The sequence below is a fragment of the Sporomusa sp. genome (genome assembly GCF_035561155.1).
Classification (GTDB): domain Bacteria; phylum Bacillota; class Negativicutes; order Sporomusales; family Sporomusaceae; genus Sporomusa.
Genome location: NZ_DATMYD010000035.1, coordinates 26,039 through 46,881, shown reverse-complemented (window position 1 = coordinate 46,881; position 20,843 = coordinate 26,039). Strand labels below are relative to the sequence as shown.

The window sequence follows — 20,843 nt, the reverse complement described above, 5'->3', positions numbered from 1 at the left end:
AATTACCGGCTCCTTTCCCCGGCAATGATAGCCTGGCCAAGTGCCAGGCCGCCGTCGTTAGGCGGCGTCTGCCGGTGAAGATATACTTTGAGACCATATTGTGTGAGCATTCCGATAACTTGGGTTAACAGTGTGATATTCTGGAAAACGCCGCCGCTTAAGGCGACTTGTTTAAGACCGGTGGCTTTGCTGATTTTTAGAACAAGCGTGCTGGCGGCTTCAGCCAATGTGGTATGAAAATCAGCGGCAAGCTGCGGTATTGTCATACCTTTCATCAATGATTGGCACAGGCCGGCAAACATTGGCTTACATTCAAGCACCCATGTACCCCCGGCCTCACTAATTGTATAAGGCCGCACCCGGCCTGCGACACCTTGAGCAGCCAGTTCCAGTTCAACAGCGGCCTGGCCCTCATAATTGATACTCTGCCTGATGCCGAGCAGTGCGGCAGCGGTATCAAACAGCCGGCCTGCCCCTGATGACAGCGGCGTATTAATGCCTTTTTCAGCAGCGTGCAATACAAGCTCCCAGCCTGGCGGCAGGTTATGCACAAACGGTATATCCATATTGATAAAATCCTGACCGTACAGTTCCTTAAGCAGCCAGGCCGCTAGCCGCCATGGTTCTTTGATCGCTTTCGCCCCGCCTGGCAGCGGCATATAGGCCAGCTGCCCCAGCCTGCGGTAGCCGGTTAAGTCAGCCACCAGAAATTCGCCGCCCCACAGAGTGCCGTCAGGACCATAACCTGTGCCGTCAAAAGCCACGCCGATAACAGGCTCAGTCAACCGGTGCTCGGCCATGACTGCGGCAATATGGGCATGATGATGCTGAACTGCCACACAGGGCAAATCAAGCGTTGCCGCATACTTGGTTGACAGATATTCGGGATGCAGGTCACAGGCGACAACCCGCGGCGTAACATTGAGTAATTTTTTGAAATGCTCTATGGCTGCCACATAGGCTTGATAGGTGGGCAAATTCTCAAGGTCGCCGGTGTGTGCACTCAAAAAGGCCTGTTTGCCTCTTGTCAGGCAAAAGGTGTTTTTAAGCTCACCGCCCACGGCCAGCACCGGTGGCAGTTCCCGCACCAGATTGACCGGCGCCGGCACATAGCCCCGGCTGCGACGTATGAAGTATGGCTTGTCTAAAACTGTTCTAACCACAGAATCATCGGCCTGACAGTGAATATCCCGGTTGTGGACCAGAAAATAATCGGCAATATCCTTAAGCCTTATTGCAGCATCGGCATCCTCATGAGCAATAGGCTCATCACTGGCATTGCCACTGGTCATTACCCAGATATCATCATCAGCAAGTAATAAGTAATGCGCCGGGGTATATGGCAGCATGCTGCCGATGTACGGATTACCTGGTGCTATCTGGTCTGCCAGACTATACCCCGTCTCCTTGGCCAGCAGCACAATAGGCCGGGCTGCGCTAACAAGCAGTTGTTCATCAGCGGCTGACACCCTGCATTGTCCTTTAATCGCCCCGAGACTGCCAGCCATGACGGCAAACGGTTTATCTTCCCGCACCTTTCGCGTTCTTAGCCGTTCTACAGCCAGACCATCAAAGGCATTGACTGCCAGGTGATAGCCGCCAATGCCCTTGATGGCCAGGATAGCGCCGTCTGCGATCAGCCTTCTCGCCGTTGCAAACACATCCTGTTCACAACCATCGACCGGCTGTCCCGTCCTGTCCAGCAGCCGGTATACGGGGCCGCACACCTGACAGGCATTGGGCTGGGCATGAAAACGCCGGTTGGCCGGGTTGTCATATTCGGTTTGGCAGGCCGGACACATGATAAACTCCCTCATTGTGGTCGCTTGCCGGTCATAGGGGATATCCTGAATAATTGTATAACGCGGTCCACAGTCAGTACAGTTGATAAAGGGATAACGGTAACGCCGGTCCCCCGGCTGTAAAAGCTCCTCCCGGCAACTCAAACAGGTAGCAACATCAGGCGACACCAGCGCAGTCTTCTGCTCGCCATCAACACTTGGCTTGATATGAAAGCCCGCATATCCCTGCGGTTCCAGGCTGCTGACCGTAATCGCCTCGATGACTGCCAAGGGGGGAGCCTGTCCCCGGAGTGCGGTGACAAATCCATCAAGCTGGGCCTGACTGCCCTCGGCTTCAATATCAACGCCACTGGCATTATTCGATACCCAGCCGCTTACCCCATACCGCCCGGCCAGATTATAAACAAAGGGGCGGAAACCCACCCCTTGCACGATACCGGTTATATGAATATGAACTGCTGCACAAGTCATAGTAAAACTCCTTAGGGCTAGATTCAGTAATCTTATCCCTGATTCGCGATAGCGAGTTTAGCCTGGATCATGATAGCACACTCCAGACGTTTTTTCTGTAATTCGCAGCCCAATTCATAAGGCTTACGCAGGTCATTATGGAACAAATCAGCGTTAGCATGGCAGCCGCCACTGCAGTAGAATCTGGCCCAGCACTCACGGCAGGCTGGTTTATTCAGGACATGTGCCTGACGGAATTTTACCGGCAGCTCAGTATTGCAGACACCCTCATATACGTTGCCCAACTTATATTCATCCCGTCCGACGAACTGGTGACACGGGTATAAATCACCCTCAGGCGTCACGGCAAAGTACTCATGCCCTGCTCCACAGCCGCTCAGGCGCTTGGCTACACAGGGACCATTACTCAAATCCAGGTTAAAATGGAAAAAGTCAAACCCCTTGCCGGCCAGCTTGCGTGCCAGATACTCCTCGGCCAATATTTCATATTGGTGATAGAGCTCCGGCAGGTGCTCTTCGGTCAATTCGTAATCCGCCTCTTTCGCCACAACCGGCTCAACAGACAGTTGACTAAAGCCCAGATCGGCCATTGACAGCACATCGGCGGCAAAATCAAGATTGTAGGCTGTAAACGTGCCCCGCAGGTAATAGTTTTGGTCGCCGCGGGAATCAGCTACCTGCTTACATAGCTTAACAGCCTCATCATAGCTGCCACTGCCGTCAACACATGGCCGCATACGGTCATGCGTTTCCGCTCGTCCATCCAGACTGAGCACCAGACTGATATTGTTAGCATTTAAGTACTCAATAATTCTATTATTTAACAGTACGGCATTTGTCGTCAGTGTCAGCTTAAACACTTTACCTGTTTCAGTTTCACGTTTCCGGACATAGCTGACGACATGACGGACAGTATCCATATTTAACAGCGGCTCACCGCCGAAAAAGTCCAGTTCGCAATTACGGCGCTGCCCGCTGTTTTCAATAATAAAATCTACAGCTTTTTCGCCGATCTCCTTGGGCATGAGGCCACGGGTATGACCGAAATCACCTGTTCCGGCAAAGCAGTAGCCACAGCGCAGATTGCAGTCATGGGCCACATGCAGGCACAGCGATTTAACCAGCGGTTTATCGCTAAAAGTCAACGGCACTGTCAGTTCAGGTGCAAACAGCTGCCCGGCTTTCACTAATTCTTTGAGCTCAGTCACTGCTTCGCCGACTGCGGCTTGGTCATATTTATCGGCAAGTGCGGCAACGACCTCGTCATCGTTGGAACCGTCATAAATATCCAGTATATCGTACACCAATTGATCGACAATATGTACGGCGCCACTATTAATATCAAGAACAATATATAGACCGTTTAAATAAAATTTATGAACTTGCATTAGTATTCCTCTTTCTAACGGAGGCGTCTTAGAAATGCCTCTCCAAAAATATAGCCCCTTAGCCTTCGGGGCAAGGGGCTATGATGTGGCCTACTTCTGGCAGACCTGATTGCCAACAGTGCAAGAAGTCTTGCAGGCTGACTGGCAGGAAGCCTGGCATTCCCCGCAACCGCCGGTGTGTACAGTTTGAGCCAGCGATGCTTTATTGATAGTTACAACATGCTTTTTCATATTTAATTCCCTCCTTGCATACGCAATATGTAGTTAAACTGCTACTATACTATTTTAGCCGTTTTACCGGCAGGAAGCAATAGAAAAACGAGATTGCTGCGCTGACGCCAGCAATCTCGTTCTTTCTCGATCCCGTGTTGCTTTTACTTAGTGACAGGAGCCAGAAGAATCTTCACCGGTAGATTGGAAGCACCAGGCGGTGAGAAAGTCAACCACAGTGACTGGCCGCCGGCGTAGTCACCGATATGGGCCGTATCTTTGACAGTTTTACTGCCAAAAAACAGCGTGTCCGCCGGAGTACCGATTGTCGTTTCTTCCTGATGGCGGTACTTAACTTTTAGTGCGCCGGCATATTCCCCGCCCCGGGGATTTAGATAGACGGCGTATTTTTGTTCAAAAGCAGTAGGGAGAAACACCTTGTACATAACACCGTAATTGCCATAATTAAGGGTTTGTGAACCGTCAGTGGCATCAATGCCGGCCACGTAGGTATCAAGTTTATGGTCGGCCAGCGTAATACCAACTACGCCGTCATGATTGGAATTATACACCTGGCTCGGTACTATCAGGCGGTCCCGCCCGGAGAAAGTTCCCCGCAGCCGCTGACTATCGGCAGGCAGTACCTTAGCCTCCTTAACAAACTCAACCGGATCGGCGTCAACCGGCAGCATCATAACGACAACTTTAACCGGATTTTTGGTCTGGAAATCGTAAATGCCATTGACCAGCGCATCTGGCGCAACCACAGTTTGGTTAAGCACGGGTTCCAGGAACGCCGTACCTTTGGCCGGCACCGCAATCAGTTCTACCTCTTCCTGATTCAGGTAGTTGAGCTGAGCCGCTTTCCCAACTGCTAAATAATCAAGACCAGGTCCGCCCAGTCCATACCGGTTGACCACGACGTCAATCGCAGTGGTTGATTCGTTAACAAGCAATACCACAACCTTTTTTAGCTCCTTTGTCGCATTGACATGATGGAAAAAAAGGCGTACATCCCCACTTACTGTGTCTTGGTACATAATACCGTCCGCCGGTACCATCTCCGGGCTGTCTGAGAGCATTAACTTTCCGCCCTGCTCGGTCATGGTAACAGGAAGCTCGGAGACATTATAAATATCCGTTTTTACTGGGAGACCGGGTTTAGCCAGGGCAGCATGAGGGGCTGAAACAATGCTAACGGCAACTGTGACAGCAACTGCTACACCTGCCAGACGAAACCTGTTTAACAAAAAGCATACCTCCTAACAGGCTAAACGCCTACTAGGCCATTATAACAAACTATAGCCTGACCATCAACCGTTAGGGGTATTTTACCAAAGTAATGGCGATAGCTTAGCATAAAGGTGCGCCCGGATAAGTCTAAGGCGAAATTCCCATAAACCGTATTTAGGGCGAGGTATATTAACACGTTTAAGCTGATAGGCATCGTCCGTGGTTGTGCCTAAGCCTGGTAGTCCGGTACAAGCCCCGGTATAGCCGGCCTGTTTTAAAGCGGCTATCGTATCTATGTTGTATTGACCAAAGGGGTATGCAAAAAAATCAACCGGCCTTGCCAGGTTATTCTCAATCATCTGCTTAGAACGCGTCACTTCGTCCATAAGCTGGGGCTGGCTGATTTCGCTTAATGCAACATGGCTGTAAGTGTGGGACCCAACCTCCGTCCCTTTGGCCTGCATGGCTTTAACTTGATCCCACGTTAAATAACCCGGCTGACCGACTTGACCGGCGATGACAAACACAGTGCCTTTCATGCCATACTTCTCCATAATCGGCAAGGCGGTCAGGTAATTGTCGTCATAACCATCGTCAAAAGTAATAATGACAGGTTTGGGCGGCAGTGACTGTACGCCACTCTTGGCAGCAAATAATTCAGCCAATGAAATGGCAGTATAGCCATGACTCTCCAGATACCGCATATGTTCTTCAAATTGATCAGGGTCAATACTGTATACTTCAGGCACACTGCTGACTTGATGGTAGGCTAATATAGGAACACCGCCACTAGGCATCAGCAGCCATAATATAAACACAAGCATCAAAGCAGCGGCCATTTTTATAATTCTAATCATCATTATCCTGCTCAGCTTTTGTCAGGCGGCTACGCAGCGAATCCGCGATTTCTCCAAGCTTACGCAGACGGTGGTTAATGCCTGATTTGCCTACCCGCCCCTCCAAAGCCTCCACCAATTCTGACAAGGTAGCCTCCGGGTGCGCCAACCGAGCCTCAGCTACTTCCCGCAGAGGCGGTGGCAGCTTGTCTAAACCCAGGTTCTGAGCAATGATCCTGATGCTTTCGACCTGACGTACGGCTGCGTTAACAGTTTTCTGCAGGTTGGCTGTCTCGCAATTAACCAGGCGGTTAACCTGGTTGCGCATATCTTTGACCACCCGTACGTTTTCAAAAGTCAAAAGGGCATTATGAGCGCCGATGATTTGGAGAAAAGCCGTAATGGCGTTGCCGTCTTTTAGGTATACAATATAGTCGTCCTTCCGGTCAGTCATACGGCCTGGTAAGCTGAGCGACTTCATAATTCTAACCAGCGACTTGGCCAATTCAACATTGCCTGTGACCAGTTCCAGGTGATAAGAGCCTTCTGGGCGATTGACCGAGCCGCCACCTAAAAATGCCCCTCTTAGATAAGCCCGGCGGCAGCATACTTTACGAAGAATGCCGCTGTCAGACTGGACATTAAGACCGTCAACCCGCATGATACCCAGTGAGGCCAGCAGTTCATTAACACCTGGCGAGGGGACGACCCTCACATGATATGTATTACTCTTTTTAAGCCGCCGGCCTCTGGTGACCACCACTTCGGTTTTCACATTAGAATAGCGTTTGATGAGACCCAGTACCTTCCGGGTGACAGCAGCATTTTCACTGCTAAAATTAATGCCCAGGTTGGCATTACCGCCGATCGACATGGCTCCACCCATCCGGATTAAGGCCGCCAGTTCAGCGGCTGCGCAGCAGCTTTGCTCGCCGATTATGCGAGCCAGTTCATTTTTTACTTCAGCAGAAAACGACAAGGGCGTCAGTCCTTTGGTTAGTCTTTTAATTTTTTGATGCTCTCGGCCATAATGTAATAGTCTAACAGCCGCATGCGATCAGAGTTGATCTTTAGGTCATATACCATTGACATAATTGTTCGCGACAGCCGCGCCGGGTCATGCCGCACCAGGTTGGTTTCGCTGATAAGGTTGGCCTTAACGACCTTGACCCCCAGCGCTTCGATGATATCGATATCAGGCACAACGGGGTGCGCGCCCCGCTTAGCATAAAATTCCCGGAGTTCGGGCGCTACTTCCTGGACATTGACAACAGCCATATCAATACAGCCTGGTCCGGCATGGTCTATTATGGCCTTAATGTGATCAGAAGCACTGTAGCCGTCGGTTTCACCCGGTTGGGTCATAACGTTGCAAATATAAATTTTAACAGCGTCACTTTCGCGCAGTGCATCAGCAACGCCTTCTACCAACAAATTAGGAATTACGCTCGTATATAAACTTCCTGGACCTAAGATGCAGGCATCAGCCTCGCGGATAGCCTCGATTGCGCCCTTGACAGGCGTTACGTTTTCAGGTTTGATATATACCTGTTTAATCTTTTTACCTGACAGCGGAATCTGCGATTCGCCCTGCACCAGGGTGCCGTCAGTCATTTCAGCCACCAGCAGCACTGGCTCGATTGAGGAGGGCAGTACCTGTCCGCGCACGGCCAATACCTTGCTGGATTCTTTAAGCGCTAGTTCAACATCACCGACAATCTCAGCCATGGCCGCAATAAACAGATTACCAAAACTATGCCCGGCCAACTCGCCGCTGCCGCCAAAGCGGTGTTGGAACAGCTTCTCCATAAGCGGCTCGGTATCGGCCAGCGCCACCAAGCAATTGCGTAAATCGCCTGGCGGAATTATGCCAAAATCTTTCCGCAATCGTCCGGATGACCCGCCGTCGTCCGCTACGGTAACTATGGCAGTTATATTACTGGTAATGCTCTTGATCCCTCTAAGGAGCACCGACAAACCGGTGCCACCGCCGATGACGGCTATCGCCGGTCCGCGGTTGAGCTTGCGCTTTTCAAAAATAATCTCGACAAGCTTGTCTGATCCTTCCGGAACCAATACGCTGATGACAGACTTAATAATTTGTTGCGTAGCTGCCAGCATGATACTCATACCTAAGACAACGATGGCAATCCCGGCTACAGTCGTGACGGCATAATAAAAGTTGCCTGTCGTTAGATAAAACAGCCGGAAAATTGCTTCTTCCACTACGCCGATGTATTTATAGTTAAAAACAATGGCCAAGCCTATACTGACTAAAATAACGCCTGCCGAAAATAGGAGCAGCCAGCGCTTGAACTTCATACCCGGATATAACCATTTCAAAAAGTGCATTTAATCACCCGCATCAATTCAATCATTTCGAATTGCCCGTTTACCACCTGCCGACCCATTATTCGATGACGTTGTGTTTAATATCTCTGTGTTCGACATTGACTTTAAAGCCTTTGCCTTTCAGATACTCAAACATCTTCTCGGCGATAAACACTGAGCGGTGAAGACCGCCGGTGCAGCCGATAGCGATGATGAGCTGGCTTTTGCCTTCTTTAACATAGTGAGGAACAAGGAAATCAATCAGACCTGACAGCTTTTCCATAAATTGCTGGGTCACAGGCCACTTCCAGATATACTCACCTACCAAAGCCTCTTGGCCGCTCTTACGCCGGAGTGATTCAACATAAAATGGATTGGGGAGAAAGCGGACATCCATTACCATGTCAGCGTCAAGCGGCATGCCATATTTAAAACCAAATGATACGACGGTCACTGTCATGCGCTCATGTTCGCGCTCTTCAGCAAATAATGCCGTTATCTTACCTCTAAGCTCGGCAGTTGCCAGGCCGGATGTATCAATGATGTGAGTAGCCCGCCCCCTGATTTGCTCTAGACGGTCACGCTCCCGGCTAATACCCTCGCTGATGCGGCCGTGCGGTGCCATGGGATGTCGACGACGGGTCTCCTTGTACCGGCGAATAATGGTAGCGTCAGAGGCTTCCAGAAACAATATCTCATATAAATGGCCCTGTTTTTCCATACCTTCAAGCACCTGAGCCAGTGTATCAAAAAACTCACCGCCACGGATATCAACAACAAGTGCAATTTTTGAAACCTTGCCCCCTGATTGGGCGCATAGCTCAGCAAACTTAGGGATTAACATGGGCGGCAGATTATCGACACAAAAGTAGCCTAAATCCTCCATGGCCCGTATTACCTGCGACTTGCCGGCGCCTGACATACCAGTGATAATTACCAGGCGAAAGTTATCTATCGTCATCGTGAACACCTCAACTTTTCCTACCCTTATCTTCGCTAACAGCCTGTAAAACCCTGCTGTTTTTAGAACAGACAGGTAAAAATGCCTATATAACTTAATTATAGGATAGTATGGGGAAAAAAGCAAAAAACAGTTCCCGTTATTTCATAATCGGGAACTGTAGACCGCCAGCTGCCTTTTGCCCATTATTTATAGCTTAAACTTACTCACTGATGTGTGCAGCTCTTGTGACATCTGCTGGAGACCCTGGCCTGATGCCGCGATTTCCTGCATGGAGGCTGACTGTTCCTGACTCGCTGAGGCTACTGTCTGTGTCTGGCTGGCAATATCTTTACTGCTGGCAGAGAACGACTCTACCGCTGTCACAATCCGCTGGCTGCCACCTGCCATTTCCGATATGGCGGCTGATATTTCCCGTATTTCTGCTGACATCTTATCAATATGAAGGGTGATTTCAGTAAAAACGCCGCCTGTTGTGCTAACTACCTCGGCTCCCAGCTTTACCTCCCGTGTTCCCGATTCCATGGCCTTAACTGCTAAACTAGTCTCCGCTTGTATCTCGCCGATCAGTCCGGCAATCTGTTTTGCAGACTGGCCGGATTGTTCGGCAAGTCTGCGCACTTCCTCAGCAACAACGGCAAAACCCCGCCCCTGCTCGCCAGCCCGGGCTGCTTCAATAGCGGCATTTAGAGCTAATAGATTGGTCTGACTGGCAATCCCTGATATCGCGTTGACTATCTCGCCAATCTGCTGCGAATATCCACTCAGTTTTCCTACCACATCAGCCAAGCTTTTCACAGTTGATTCAATATTTTCCATTTGTGTAACAGCTTTGCCAACTGTCTGGCTGCCTGACCGGGCAGCCGCAGCCGTATTCTGGGATGCAGCAACCACTGCGCCGGCGTTGGCGGCTATCTGTTGAATCCCGGCTGCCATTTGTCCGGCAACAGCCAGCGCATCATTAGCCGCTGACAACTGAATCTCCGCATCTGAGGCGACATGGGCAACTGATTCATCCACTTGACTGGCAGCGCGAGCCGAATTTTCCACAACAACAGCCAGGGTATCTGACGCTGCTGCCACCTGGCTGGCAGAACCCAGGATTTCCCGAATGGCTGTTTTAAAACGTTGTTGCATTGTGTTGAGCGCCACTGCCAGCTTACTCAATTCATCACCATCATCTACCCGTTTAACAGGAATACTCAAATCACCTTCGGCCAAACTATTAGCAACCGCAAGCATATTTTCAATCGGGCGGCAGACCATGCGGGTGAGCAGCACACTCAGCACAGCGCCAACGATGATAGCAAACAGAGCGACCAGGGCAGTAATACCCAAACTTCTGTCCATACTTATGTAAGAGCTGTTTACATGCTCATCTACAAGGTCTTTGTTATCTTTGACCACCTTAGTTAAAATACCGGCAATTTGCTCAGAATATGGGGTAATCCGGCCGGCAACGGCATAGGCTTCGGTTTTTAACTGCTGCGCCTCTACGGCATTTCCTGCAGCAAGCTGTTTATGATAAGCTCGAACGACTGGAGCTAAATCGTTAACAATGCCATCTGCATGTTTACTTGTCAACTGAATAAGCTTCTGCACATCCTGACGGGAGTTTTCGTCCACAACATCGATAAGCTGATGCTCCAGCACTACGGTATTACTCATGGCCTGATCCTGCTGCTTGGCAAAATTCTCATCCCCGTAGGCAATGAAACCGCGGGTAGCAGCAACCCCGGTAACAAAACTGCCTTCAATTTGCATAGCCAGTTGTAACCGTTTATTGGCAGCATCAATCGAGGCCAGGGTTTTACTGAATGAATTCAGGGAAACGTATGCAATGCCTCCCAACATAATAATCAAGCCAAGCATGATAACAAACCCTAGACTAATTTTAGTACCTATCCTCAATTTCCTAAGTATCATGTGCCATCTCCCCCCAGCCTGATAATTATAAGTATATAAAAAAAGACACTTTTAGGCCAGCATTACTATTACTGTACAAAAAGCGTCTTTGCTAAGCGTATATGTGTTTATTATTTATAATATCAGGTTGTCTGTCACTTGACAAGAACACTTCAGGAAATTAATGTTATTATTTTAATATAATTACTATTATAAATAAAGAAGACCGCCGTGGGTTTACCATTGGCGATCTAGCATATTCTCCACCTGGGCAGCAGGCAGCGGACGACTAAATAAGAAGCCCTGCATTGTATTACAATTCATTTCCCGCAAAAATAGCCGCTGCTCACCTGTTTCCACACCTTCGGCAACAACTTTAAGCCTAAGATTATGTGCTAACACGATAATCGCAGATATAATTGCAGCATCCTGGGCATCTTGGGTGGCATCCTTGACAAAGATTCTGTCGATCTTAAGCGTTGTAATAGGAAAACGTTTTAAATAACTTAGCGACGAGTATCCGGTCCCAAAATCATCAATAGCAATTTTTATGCCCATCGAGCCTAACTCTCTGAGAATTGCAATTGTATAATCCACATCCTGCAAGGCAATGGTCTCGGTTATTTCCAGTTCCAGATATTCTGGGGCCAAACCAGTGTCTGCGAGCACATGACTAACCCTACCGGTAAAGTTAGGCTGGCGAAATTGACGACCGGACAAATTTACCGCCATAACTACCGGAGGATAGCCGGCATCCTGCCAGGCTTTATTCTGGGCACACGCCGTCCTGAGTACCCACTCGCCAATCGGCACAATCAGACCTGTTTCTTCGGCTAAAGGAATGAAATCCATGGGCGGCACCAGGCCGCGTTCAGGATGTTGCCACCGTAGAAGCGCCTCGAATCCTGTGGTACGGCCAGTTATACCGTCAATTAAAGGCTGATAATATACTACCAGTTCGTTATTGCTAAGCGCCTGCCGCAAGCTGTTTTCCAGCATCATGCGCTCAAGCACCTTCTCGTTCATGCTCTTGGTATAAAACTGATAACTGGCGCCGCCCTGTTCTTTTGACCGGTACATAGCCGACTCGGCATTTTTCAGCAGCATGTCTGCATTTTGTCCATCATCAGGACATACTGCTATACCCACGCTGGCTGCGGCATGCCAGATATAACCGTTCAAATCAATAGGCCGGCGAATTTCCTCAATCATAATTTCAGCGAAGATTGCCGCTATTTTGGACTCAACTAAATCAGGCAGTAAGATGGCAAATACATCGCCGCCAACCCGTGTCACTACGGCTTTCTCCCCCACACATTGGGTTAGCCTGTTCGCAACAATACTGATAAGCTTATCCCCTAAGGTATGGCCTAAAGTATCGTTTACCATTTTGAAGCGATCAACGCCAACAAAAAGCAGTGCCAGCATACTGTTACTGCGTTCTGCTGCCGACAGGGCCATCACCAGGCGGTCAATCAACAGCAGCCTGTTGGGCAAACCTGTCGCCGTATCAAAGTATGATAAATACTCAATCATGGCTTCGGCACGGCCTAACCGTATCGCTGTCCGTAAACCCTGGGACAGGCTTTCTTCTGTGAGTTTACCTTTTACCAGGTAGTCGGTGGCACCAGCCTTCATTGAATCAACAGCCAGCTGCTCGTCTCCCTGGCCTGTCAAAATGATAACAGGGGTTTTAACACCGGCCGCACGAATGGCTGATAGCACGGCCAACCCATTATCCCCAGGCAGGCAGTGATCAAGCAAAATACAGTCATAGCCACCTGTCCGGGCTTTATTTAGCCCATCAACACCATTATCGGTTTCGTCAATCCAAATGCCAGCGTGTGTCGCCTTGAGCGCCCGTCTGACCATGATTCGATCAACTTCATCATCATCAATAAGCAGTATACGGAGTTCTTCAGCCATGCCAAGCCTCCCCTTATGGCATTTCGCTCAATGTCCAGTAGTGATCAAGCGCAGCCATGGTTTCCACGAATTGTTCAAATGACACCGGTTTAATAATATAACCGGCAACATTTAGCTGATAAGCAGCAACAACATCACATTCCTCATTGGAGGTTGTCAAAACAATAACAGTCAGTATCTTATGTTCAGGATCCTGTCTGATTTCACGCAGAAATTCAATCCCGTTCATGCGCGGCATATTAATATCAAGGAGAATGATTCCAGGCCGCTGCATACCCGGTTGACCGCTCTGTCCGCGCAGCATGGCTAATGCCTCAACACCATCACGGGCTAGGTATAAAGGATTGGTCAGATTAATTCTTTTAAAGGCTCGCTTCACATTCATTATATCTACTTCATCATCTTCCACCAGCAGTATACTCATGCTTTTATCCCGCATAATGAGCCTCCATACCCTTTTGGTAATGGTAATTCTCACCCGGACTTGTAATTTCCTGCTGAATGGTGTGGCAATGCAAGTTAATTTTTCAACATTTGGATTATATTAAAACATATTTTTCAATAGCTTCCGCTACACCGTCAGCATCGTTCGACAGTGTCTCCAGTCGTGCAGCTGCTTTAACCGCCGGACTGGCGTTGCCCATAGCGACTCCCCAGCCTGCATATTTAACCATATCCAGATCATTGCCGCTGTCGCCGAGTGCCATAATTTCTTCTTGCTTAATACCCAGCTTGTCGGCTAGAAAGGCCAGCGCATACCCCTTATTTGCCATTGGGTCAGTAATCTCCATAAAAGTCGGTTTGGAAATAGCGAGGTTGAGTTTGTCGCCAAAAGCGGCCTTAAACGTGTCATAGATCAGAGCAATTCCTTCTTCTGTCGCCATGGTAAGCATCTTGCTCGGCCGTTCTTCGGCAGTATATAATCGATCACCAAGAGCTATCGCCGGTACCCCTGACAGCTCCGAATAATACTTTGCATAGTCGTTAAGCTCTGCTACGTATAGCTTGTCATCCACATAACTCTGGATATACCAGCCCCGGTCCCGGCATAGTTCAAGTGCCTGGCGGGCAAGTTCTTTTGAGATTGGCCGGTCAAGCAGCGTCTCGCCAGATAAACTGGACTTGATCAGCGCCCCGTTATAAGTAATAAGTGGTACATCAAGCTCCAACTGCCTGGCATAAGGGAGGGCTGAAGCATGCATCCGTCCTGTAGCAATCGTCACTGTAACGCCCCGCGCCACCGCCTGGCGGATGGCCTTACAGGCCCGTGGCGAAACAGCCAGTTTACTGTCTAATAAGGTGTCGTCTAAATCTAATGCAATTAGTTTTATCGTCATTGTTGATCTCCTTTTTCGTATATGGAATCTAATAAAAATTTCTCTCAGCTATCCCTGTACATCAACCTAAGTATAACTAAAAAAAGGAATTTTGCTATTCGCAAAATTCCTATAATTCTTACCTGTCATGTATCACTTTGGACAGCATAAAGCTGCATACGGTCATCAGCAAGACACCTGTCATTAAGGCTACCGCACCGGAGATTTGAAAACCTGGCAGTGCTTTGACTACCATAAACGGTGTAAAGATGTTGGTCATGACAGTAATACCGCCCAGCGTCAATGCATTAAACGGTAGTGCAGCAACAGCTAACAGCGGCCTGATGGCGGCATTTGCCAGGCCGACAATCGTCGCGCCAAGCAGTGTCCCGCCTAGGGTATCAACGAAAATACCTGGCAGTTCGGCCACCACTACTATTAAAATAACCGCATTGATGATAATCCGCAACAAAAAACCACTCACCGAGTTTATCCCTCCTGCCGAATAAGACCGTTTGCCAGCATAGAGCCGATATTAAATATTATATCCCACTGGACAAAATTCCGGCAACATTTTTTTTACCTCAATGTTAAAGACTGTTTAAAAATGTCAGATGCAAGGAGCATCGGAAAACGCGCAGCGTCGTACAAGGGTTGGCCACGCATAATCAGTCTTCGCTCTCTAATAGTAGCAGCGCTTTCTTCATATCTACCCCGCCCCCAAAGCCGGTAAGGCCGCCATTGGCCCCCACCACCCGGTGGCAAGGTACCACCAACGGTGTGCGGTTGCTATTCAGGGCGCCACCAACCGCCCTGGCAGCCTTAGGACTGCCAATAGCCTGGGCAACAGCCTGATAGCTGACAGTGGTTCCATAGGGAATATCAGCAGTATATGTAAGGACTGCCATCTGGAACGGGCTATAGAACCGCCAGTCGACTGGAACGGTGAAAGGTATAGGAAACCCTTGAAAATATAACTTTAGTTCATAAGCCAGCTGCTCAGACCAGAGGCTGGCCTTATGATCTGCCTCCAGCCTCATAGGTTCTTTGGCATGAATATCGTCAAAAGCAAGTACCTCATCCGGGCGTGGAAAACCCAGTTCCCATAAGCCAGTGTCTGACCACACGGCTGCCACCTGGCCCCAGCCGGTAGTAATTACATTGCCATAAAGGTCTGCCGGTTTTACCATAAAATTTCAACAGGTACGTCACTCACCCCGGCGGTGCCTGTCAGTGTCATCGCGGCGCTAAGTTCAGCCTTATATTTATTTAAAACGAATTCCACACCGTCAATACCACCGCCTACCGCGGCAATGGCCAGCGGCCGGCCAAGCAACACAGCGTCAGCGCCCAGAGCTAACATTTTAAGAACATCAGCACCGCTTCTAATGCCGCCGTCAACCAATACTGTCATCTTACCTTTTACAGCCTCGACGATATAAGGCAGCACCTCAGCCGTACCAGGCGTATGATCAAGAGCCCGCCCACCGTGATTGGAAACAACAATGGCATCAACCCCTGCCTGCCAGCAGGCTTCCGCGTCGTCAGGGGTCATGATCCCTTTGACAATAAACGGAATAGTTATGTGGTTCTTAATATATTCAAGTTCTTGGATGGTTTTGGGACTTACCGGCTGTCCGGCATTGGTCATATTGACAAGCGCGGCAGCGTCGATGTCCATGCCGAAGGCTGGAGCACCCGCCGCCGCAGCCTGTTTAGCCAGTTCAATGACTTTGTCAGTTTCCCGCGGCTTGACAATAGGTATGCCCCAGCCTTGCTCGCGGGCAACAGCGGCCATGCCTGAGTCAAACACTAAAGACATCGGGCCGTCACCTGTCATGCCAATAGTACCGGCCTTACGACAGCCGCTGACGATAGCCTCGGTATATTCTTCTTCAGACAACGCGCCATTCATATTAAGCGCAATGCCGCCGATCGCTGCGCCGATAACCGGCAGCGCCAAATCTAAGCCTAAGATACGGCAGGAAAAATCAGGATTCTTTACACTATGGACTGTTCTTAAGTTCAGCCGACAATCAGCTAAAGCTTGTACATTGTGGCGGAAGGCTGCACCTGTACCCAAACCACCCATACCAGGCACTTCTCCGGCACAGGCAATTCCGTTGCACACCGGACAAAGCCGGCAGGCCCCGCGGAACTTCTCTTTCGCTGCCGTTTTAATGGTCTTTATATCCATATTGAGTCCCTCCCGAGTTAGACATTTCACACTTTGTTGAATTTCTTTTTTATCTGGCAAAATCCTGCTAGTGGGACTAAAAGTGAGTATAAATTTTGTCAACTTGCCCATATTACATCTATACGTTTAACCAAGCATAGGAGGTAAAAAAGATGACGGTAATGGAAAAAGTCAGCTCACAAACCCGTAACATTATGAATATGATGTTTGACAAAGAACCGCTTAATTACATTGAAGCAGCCGGGTTATACGGCATAATCGCACAAGGGCGTTTCAACGCAGCTTTGCTCCAGGTATTGCATAATCATGCCCACGATCCTGAGCTCAAGAGCCTCATCAAAGAAGCCATTGTGGAACACAATAAAATGACTGTCAACGAAGCTGAGGATAAATTGACTGACAGCGACGGTCATACCCCTTCTTTACAGTTCGTAAAACGTAACTTACATACTTCCCCACTTAATATTCCTGACGATGCCCGCCTGACCGACCAGGAAATTGCCCTCGCTGTTGGTACTTTGGCCAAAGGCTCTCAGATGGCACTGCTAACCGCCCTGCACCAATCCTACCAGCTTGACGTAGCCCTTATGTTCCGTAAAGCTTTAGACGACGGTCTGGATTGGGACTACCGCCTCCTTCAACTTATGCTTAACCGTGGCTGGCTGCCGCACCTCAAAAAAATAACCCATTAAAAAATGTCGCGCTCATTGAATTGAGCGCGACATTTTTCAGCCTATTTAAATCTTTTCAAACTGGTCTTTGCCTACCCCGCAGACCGGGCACTGCCAATCCTCAGATACATCCTCAAATGCCGTTCCCGGCTTAACATCATGATCCATATCACCCTGAGCCGGGTCGTACACATAACCGCATACCATACACTTGTGTTTTTCCAATCGAAAACCACTCCTTTTTGATAATTAGATCGCTTGTCTACATTTTACTATTCTTGGAAGAATAATGCAAACAATAGTTCATAAATTTTTGTTGCGGAAGAAGTTGTACACCGCCTCAGCCGCCGGTGTAGTCATGCCGTCAACCTTTGCTAATTCATCTACCTCGGCAGCTTTAATCTTAGCCAGGCTGCCAAAGTGATCCCACAGCGCTTTGCGTCGTTTGGCGCCAATGCCGGGAATATGGTCAAGCACTGAGACCAGGTTACGTTTAGAGCGCAGTTTACGGTGATAAGTGATCGCAAAACGGTGGGCTTCGTCGCGAATACGCTGCACCAGGTAGAGCGACTGGGAGTGACGCGGCAGGATAACCGGCTCGCTGATTCCCTCGCGAAAAATGTGTTCAAATTCTTTGGCAAGACCGACAACAGTCACTTGGCTCAGTCCAGCGGCACGAATAATAGGCAGCGCGGAGCTAAGCTGGCCTTTACCGCCGTCAATGATGATTAAGTCAGGAATAGGCCCTTTTTCAATAGCCTCACGGTATCGCCGCCCCACGACCTCTTGCATCGACTTAAAGTCGTCAGGTTTGCCTTCCACTGTTTTGAGCTTATAGCGACGGTACTCACTCTTCTTGGGCTGTCCAGCTTCAAATACCACCATGGAGGCTACTGTTTCCGATCCCTGAATATGCGAAATGTCAAAACACTCAATCCGTTCAGGCGCAGCCGGCAGACCCAAATACTGCCCGAGCTCAGCAGCTGCACCGGTTGTTTTGTCAAAGTCGGCATCCTGCCGAACCGCCTGCTCTTGCAGCACTGTAGCAGCATTGCCTGACGCCATGTTGACCAAATCCTTTTTGGTGCCGCGTTTAGGCGTCTCCACCTGCACTCTGCCGCCTTTGACACTGCTCAGCCATTCAGATAAGAGATGCTGCTCCTCCACTTCGAACGGCAACAGAATTTCCCGGGGAATAAAGGCCGCTTTGCTGTAGTACTGTTTGACAAAAGCCTCCAGGATATTCTGGTCGGTCTCGTCTTCGCCACCTGACAGCATAAAGTGGTCACGCCCCACCATCTTGCCACTGCGGATAAAGAATACCTGCGCACAAACCCCTGCTGCCGACCGGGCCAAGCCAACAGCATCCTGGTCACCGCTGCCTGTCACGATATTTTGCTTTTCAATAATCTTCTCAACAGCCGTGAGCTGGTCGCGCAGTCTGGCCGCCTGTTCAAACTCCAGTTGCTCAGCGGCTTCAGCCATGCTCCGCCTGAGATTTTTGACAACAGCATCACTGCGTCCTTCAAGGAACAGCCCTACGGCTTTAATCATTTCGCCGTAGGCTTCTTTTTCGATTTTGCCGGCACAGGGGGCCAGGCAGCGTTTTATATGATGCTCGAGGCAAGGCCGCTTGGCATCAAGATTACGGCAGGAACGCAGCGGAAAGAGTGTCTTTAACAGCCGCAGCGTTTCATGCACCGCCCCGGCACTGGTGTAAGGCCCAAAGTAACGGGCACCGTCTTTTACCACTTTGCGGGTAGCATACACCCTAGGATAATCCTCATAGGTCACTTTAATATACGGATAGGTTTTATCATCCCTAAGACTGATATTATACTTAGGCCGGTGCTTTTTTATCAGGTTGCACTCTAATATCAGCGCTTCAATCTCAGACGCTGTAATGATATATTCCAGGTCAGCAATCCTCGCCACCAGCGCCAGTACTTTAGGCGCATGATTGCGGCTTGATTGAAAGTATGAACGCACACGATTTTTTAGGTTGATGGCTTTGCCAACGTAGATAATCCGGCCTTTATCGTCTTTCATCAAATATACGCCAGGCTTATCAGGCAACAGGGCCAGTTTTTCCTCAATATCAGTATTCATCGGCTAGCCTTCTTTCTGTCACGGACAAATGATTGTATACATGCGAAAGGCATTGTAAAGTTTACCGTCCAGTAGTATAATCTGTTCATTAGTCCTAAGCGCACCCCGGCTTAGGCAACTATAATTGCAAATGGAGGTCTAAACGATGTTCAAAAGACTACTAATCGCCAATCGCGGCGAAATAGCTGTCCGAATCATCAGGGCCTGCCAGGAGCTGGGCATAGAGACCGTTGCTGTTTACTCTGACGCTGATTCTACCGCTTTACATGTTGGGCTTGCCGACTATGCAATTCATATCGGCCCTTCTGAAGCAGAGCTCAGTTATCTAAACGCAGCAACAATAGTTACAGCCGCTAAAATGGCGGATGTCGACGCTGTCCATCCTGGTTATGGCTTTCTATCGGAAAACGCTGAGTTTGCCAAAATGGTAACCGAGAGCGGCCTTGTTTTTGTCGGGCCGTCAGCCGAAACCATCGAGCGAGTCGGCAACAAAGATGCCGCCCGCGAAGCCATGCAGACAGCAGGACTGCCAATGGCGGCAGGAACCAACCCGCTCGGCAGTCTGGGTGAAGCCATCCAGGCTGCCGAAGAAATTGGCTACCCGGTTATGCTTAAACCAGTCGCCGGCGGCGGCGGGAGAGGTATGTCGGCGGCTAATAACAAAACAGAATTAGTCGCTGCGATTAAGAATTTAAATCAATCCAGTGTTGCCGGTACTGCCTATTACCTTGAAAAATATATTGCCTGCGCCCGCCATATCGAGGTGCAGATTGTCTCTGACAACTATGGTCATATCATCCACCTTGGCGAGCGGGAATGCTCACTCCAGCGCCGTAACCAAAAGATCCTGGAGGAAGCACCCTCCAGCGCCCTGACGCCGGCCATGCGCCAAAAAGTAGGAGAACTGGCCGTGCAAGCTGCCAAAAGTGTCCATTACACCAATATCGGCACAGTTGAATTTCTTTTGGATGCAAGCGGTAATTTTTACTTCATGGAAATCAATCCACGAATTCAAGTCGAACACGCCATTACTGAAATGATTACCGATATCGATCTGGTAAAAACTCAAATCCAGGTTGCGGCAGGCCTGCCGCTGACTATTCAGCAACAGGACGTTGTCATCAGTGCTCATGCCATTGAGTGCCGGATTAATGCCGAAGATCCTGAGCTAAATTTCCTCCCATGTCCTGGAAAAATCGAATTTTATCATCAGCCAGGAGGCCCCAACGTGCGGGTTGACAGCGGTGTGTGCGCCGGTTCGGTTATTGAGCCGTATTACGACTCGCTGATTGCGAAGGTAATCGTGCGGGGCAAAACCCGTGGTGAGGCCATTCAAACAATGCAGCGGGCACTATCTGAGTTTCGCATGAGCGGCATTAAAACCACCGTCGACTTCCACAAGGAGATACTAAGCAACCCCTGCTTCCGGGTGGGCAAAATTGATATTCAATTTATTAGTAAACAAATGATTTCATGAGGTTACATAA

General features: G+C 49.3%; 19 protein-coding genes. 2 read left to right on the top strand and 17 right to left on the bottom strand.

Going from position 1 to position 20,843, the window contains the following annotated elements:
- Positions 1–2: 2 nt before the first annotated feature.
- From hypF to VN447_RS05030, 15 genes are all read right to left on the bottom strand, one after another.
- Positions 3–2,273 (bottom strand): carbamoyltransferase HypF, encoded by a 2,271-nt coding sequence (hypF, locus tag VN447_RS05100; RefSeq protein ID WP_325523483.1) that lies wholly within the window; start codon positions 2,271–2,273, stop codon positions 3–5.
- 32 nt (positions 2,274–2,305) lie between these two features.
- Positions 2,306–3,661, bottom strand: a complete 1,356-nt coding sequence (scfB, locus tag VN447_RS05095; protein WP_325523481.1) for a thioether cross-link-forming SCIFF peptide maturase — start codon at positions 3,659–3,661, stop codon at positions 2,306–2,308.
- Positions 3,662–3,751: 90 nt separating this feature from the next.
- On the bottom strand, positions 3,752–3,892 hold the full coding sequence (gene scfA / locus VN447_RS05090) for a six-cysteine ranthipeptide SCIFF (protein ID WP_075757400.1): 141 nt from the start codon (positions 3,890–3,892) through the stop codon (positions 3,752–3,754).
- A 143-nt stretch (positions 3,893–4,035) separates the two neighbouring features.
- Positions 4,036–5,121, bottom strand: coding sequence for a copper amine oxidase (locus VN447_RS05085; protein ID WP_325523476.1), 1,086 nt, complete (start codon positions 5,119–5,121; stop codon positions 4,036–4,038).
- 81 nt (positions 5,122–5,202) lie between these two features.
- Positions 5,203–5,964: a polysaccharide deacetylase family protein gene (locus tag VN447_RS05080; protein WP_325523475.1), complete on the bottom strand. Its 762-nt coding sequence runs from the start codon at positions 5,962–5,964 to the stop codon at positions 5,203–5,205.
- On the bottom strand, positions 5,954–6,919 hold the full coding sequence (whiA, locus tag VN447_RS05075) for a DNA-binding protein WhiA (RefSeq protein WP_325523473.1): 966 nt from the start codon (positions 6,917–6,919) through the stop codon (positions 5,954–5,956). Before whiA ends, VN447_RS05080 begins: the two co-directional genes overlap by 11 nt.
- Positions 6,920–6,936: 17 nt before the next feature.
- Positions 6,937–8,292: a YvcK family protein gene (locus VN447_RS05070; protein ID WP_325523471.1), complete on the bottom strand. Its 1,356-nt coding sequence runs from the start codon at positions 8,290–8,292 to the stop codon at positions 6,937–6,939.
- Between the two features lie 58 nt (positions 8,293–8,350).
- Entirely contained in the window at positions 8,351–9,226 is an 876-nt protein-coding gene (rapZ, locus tag VN447_RS05065) for an RNase adapter RapZ (RefSeq protein ID WP_325523541.1), read from the bottom strand.
- Between the two features lie 195 nt (positions 9,227–9,421).
- Complete coding sequence (locus VN447_RS05060; protein ID WP_325523469.1) at positions 9,422–11,158, bottom strand: methyl-accepting chemotaxis protein; 1,737 nt, start codon at positions 11,156–11,158, stop codon at positions 9,422–9,424.
- A 216-nt stretch (positions 11,159–11,374) separates the two neighbouring features.
- Positions 11,375–13,063: a putative bifunctional diguanylate cyclase/phosphodiesterase gene (locus VN447_RS05055; protein WP_325523467.1), complete on the bottom strand. Its 1,689-nt coding sequence runs from the start codon at positions 13,061–13,063 to the stop codon at positions 11,375–11,377.
- A 13-nt stretch (positions 13,064–13,076) separates the two neighbouring features.
- Positions 13,077–13,502 carry a response regulator gene (locus VN447_RS05050; protein WP_325523465.1) on the bottom strand — a complete coding sequence of 142 codons (426 nt, stop codon included), beginning with the start codon at positions 13,500–13,502 and terminating at the stop codon, positions 13,077–13,079.
- Positions 13,503–13,602: 100 nt separating this feature from the next.
- Positions 13,603–14,400 (bottom strand): Cof-type HAD-IIB family hydrolase, encoded by a 798-nt coding sequence (locus VN447_RS05045; RefSeq protein ID WP_325523463.1) that lies wholly within the window; start codon positions 14,398–14,400, stop codon positions 13,603–13,605.
- 118 nt (positions 14,401–14,518) lie between these two features.
- The gene (locus tag VN447_RS05040; protein ID WP_325523461.1) at positions 14,519–14,863 is read right to left on the bottom strand and encodes a phage holin family protein; all 345 of its coding nucleotides are present in this window, start codon (positions 14,861–14,863) and stop codon (positions 14,519–14,521) included.
- A 184-nt stretch (positions 14,864–15,047) separates the two neighbouring features.
- Entirely contained in the window at positions 15,048–15,569 is a 522-nt protein-coding gene (locus tag VN447_RS05035; RefSeq protein ID WP_325523459.1) for a methylated-DNA--[protein]-cysteine S-methyltransferase, read from the bottom strand.
- A complete protein-coding gene (locus VN447_RS05030; protein ID WP_325523457.1) occupies positions 15,563–16,576 on the bottom strand; it encodes an alpha-hydroxy-acid oxidizing protein in 1,014 nt (337 codons plus the stop codon). Before VN447_RS05030 ends, VN447_RS05035 begins: the two co-directional genes overlap by 7 nt.
- A 152-nt stretch (positions 16,577–16,728) precedes the next feature.
- Here VN447_RS05030 and VN447_RS05025 point away from each other — a divergent pair, with 152 nt between their 5' ends.
- Positions 16,729–17,268 carry a DUF3231 family protein gene (locus VN447_RS05025; protein ID WP_325523455.1) on the top strand — a complete coding sequence of 180 codons (540 nt, stop codon included), beginning with the start codon at positions 16,729–16,731 and terminating at the stop codon, positions 17,266–17,268.
- A gap of 45 nt (positions 17,269–17,313) precedes the next feature.
- Here the strand turns inward: VN447_RS05025 and rd are convergent, their stop codons facing one another.
- Together rd and uvrC are read right to left on the bottom strand one after the other, a co-directional pair.
- Positions 17,314–17,472 (bottom strand): rubredoxin, encoded by a 159-nt coding sequence (gene rd, locus VN447_RS05020; RefSeq protein ID WP_325523453.1) that lies wholly within the window; start codon positions 17,470–17,472, stop codon positions 17,314–17,316.
- Positions 17,473–17,550: 78 nt separating this feature from the next.
- Positions 17,551–19,356, bottom strand: a complete 1,806-nt coding sequence (gene uvrC / locus VN447_RS05015) for an excinuclease ABC subunit UvrC (protein WP_325523451.1) — start codon at positions 19,354–19,356, stop codon at positions 17,551–17,553.
- A 145-nt stretch (positions 19,357–19,501) separates the two neighbouring features.
- Here uvrC and VN447_RS05010 point away from each other — a divergent pair, with 145 nt between their 5' ends.
- The gene (locus VN447_RS05010) at positions 19,502–20,833 is read left to right on the top strand and encodes an acetyl-CoA carboxylase biotin carboxylase subunit (protein ID WP_325523449.1); all 1,332 of its coding nucleotides are present in this window, start codon (positions 19,502–19,504) and stop codon (positions 20,831–20,833) included.
- The last annotated feature ends 10 nt before the right edge of the window (positions 20,834–20,843 follow it).

Bases quoted from the DNA above. Each gene is read 5' to 3' on its own strand.
- hypF (WP_325523483.1), bottom strand. From the start codon at position 2,273: ATGACTTGTGCAGCAGTTCATATTCATATAACCGGTATCGTGCAAGGG.
- scfB (WP_325523481.1), bottom strand. From the start codon at position 3,661: ATGCAAGTTCATAAATTTTATTTAAACGGTCTATATATTGTTCTTGAT.
- scfA (WP_075757400.1), bottom strand. From the start codon at position 3,892: ATGAAAAAGCATGTTGTAACTATCAATAAAGCATCGCTGGCTCAAACT.
- VN447_RS05080 (WP_325523475.1), bottom strand. From the start codon at position 5,964: ATGATGATTAGAATTATAAAAATGGCCGCTGCTTTGATGCTTGTGTTT.
- VN447_RS05070 (WP_325523471.1), bottom strand. From the start codon at position 8,292: ATGCACTTTTTGAAATGGTTATATCCGGGTATGAAGTTCAAGCGCTGG.
- VN447_RS05060 (WP_325523469.1), bottom strand. From the start codon at position 11,158: ATGATACTTAGGAAATTGAGGATAGGTACTAAAATTAGTCTAGGGTTT.
- VN447_RS05055 (WP_325523467.1), bottom strand. From the start codon at position 13,063: ATGGCTGAAGAACTCCGTATACTGCTTATTGATGATGATGAAGTTGAT.
- VN447_RS05050 (WP_325523465.1), bottom strand. From the start codon at position 13,502: ATGCGGGATAAAAGCATGAGTATACTGCTGGTGGAAGATGATGAAGTA.
- VN447_RS05045 (WP_325523463.1), bottom strand. From the start codon at position 14,400: ATGACGATAAAACTAATTGCATTAGATTTAGACGACACCTTATTAGAC.
- VN447_RS05035 (WP_325523459.1), bottom strand. From the start codon at position 15,569: ATGGTAAAACCGGCAGACCTTTATGGCAATGTAATTACTACCGGCTGG.
- VN447_RS05030 (WP_325523457.1), bottom strand. From the start codon at position 16,576: ATGGATATAAAGACCATTAAAACGGCAGCGAAAGAGAAGTTCCGCGGG.
- VN447_RS05025 (WP_325523455.1), top strand. From the start codon at position 16,729: ATGACGGTAATGGAAAAAGTCAGCTCACAAACCCGTAACATTATGAAT.
- uvrC (WP_325523451.1), bottom strand. From the start codon at position 19,356: ATGAATACTGATATTGAGGAAAAACTGGCCCTGTTGCCTGATAAGCCT.
- VN447_RS05010 (WP_325523449.1), top strand. From the start codon at position 19,502: ATGTTCAAAAGACTACTAATCGCCAATCGCGGCGAAATAGCTGTCCGA.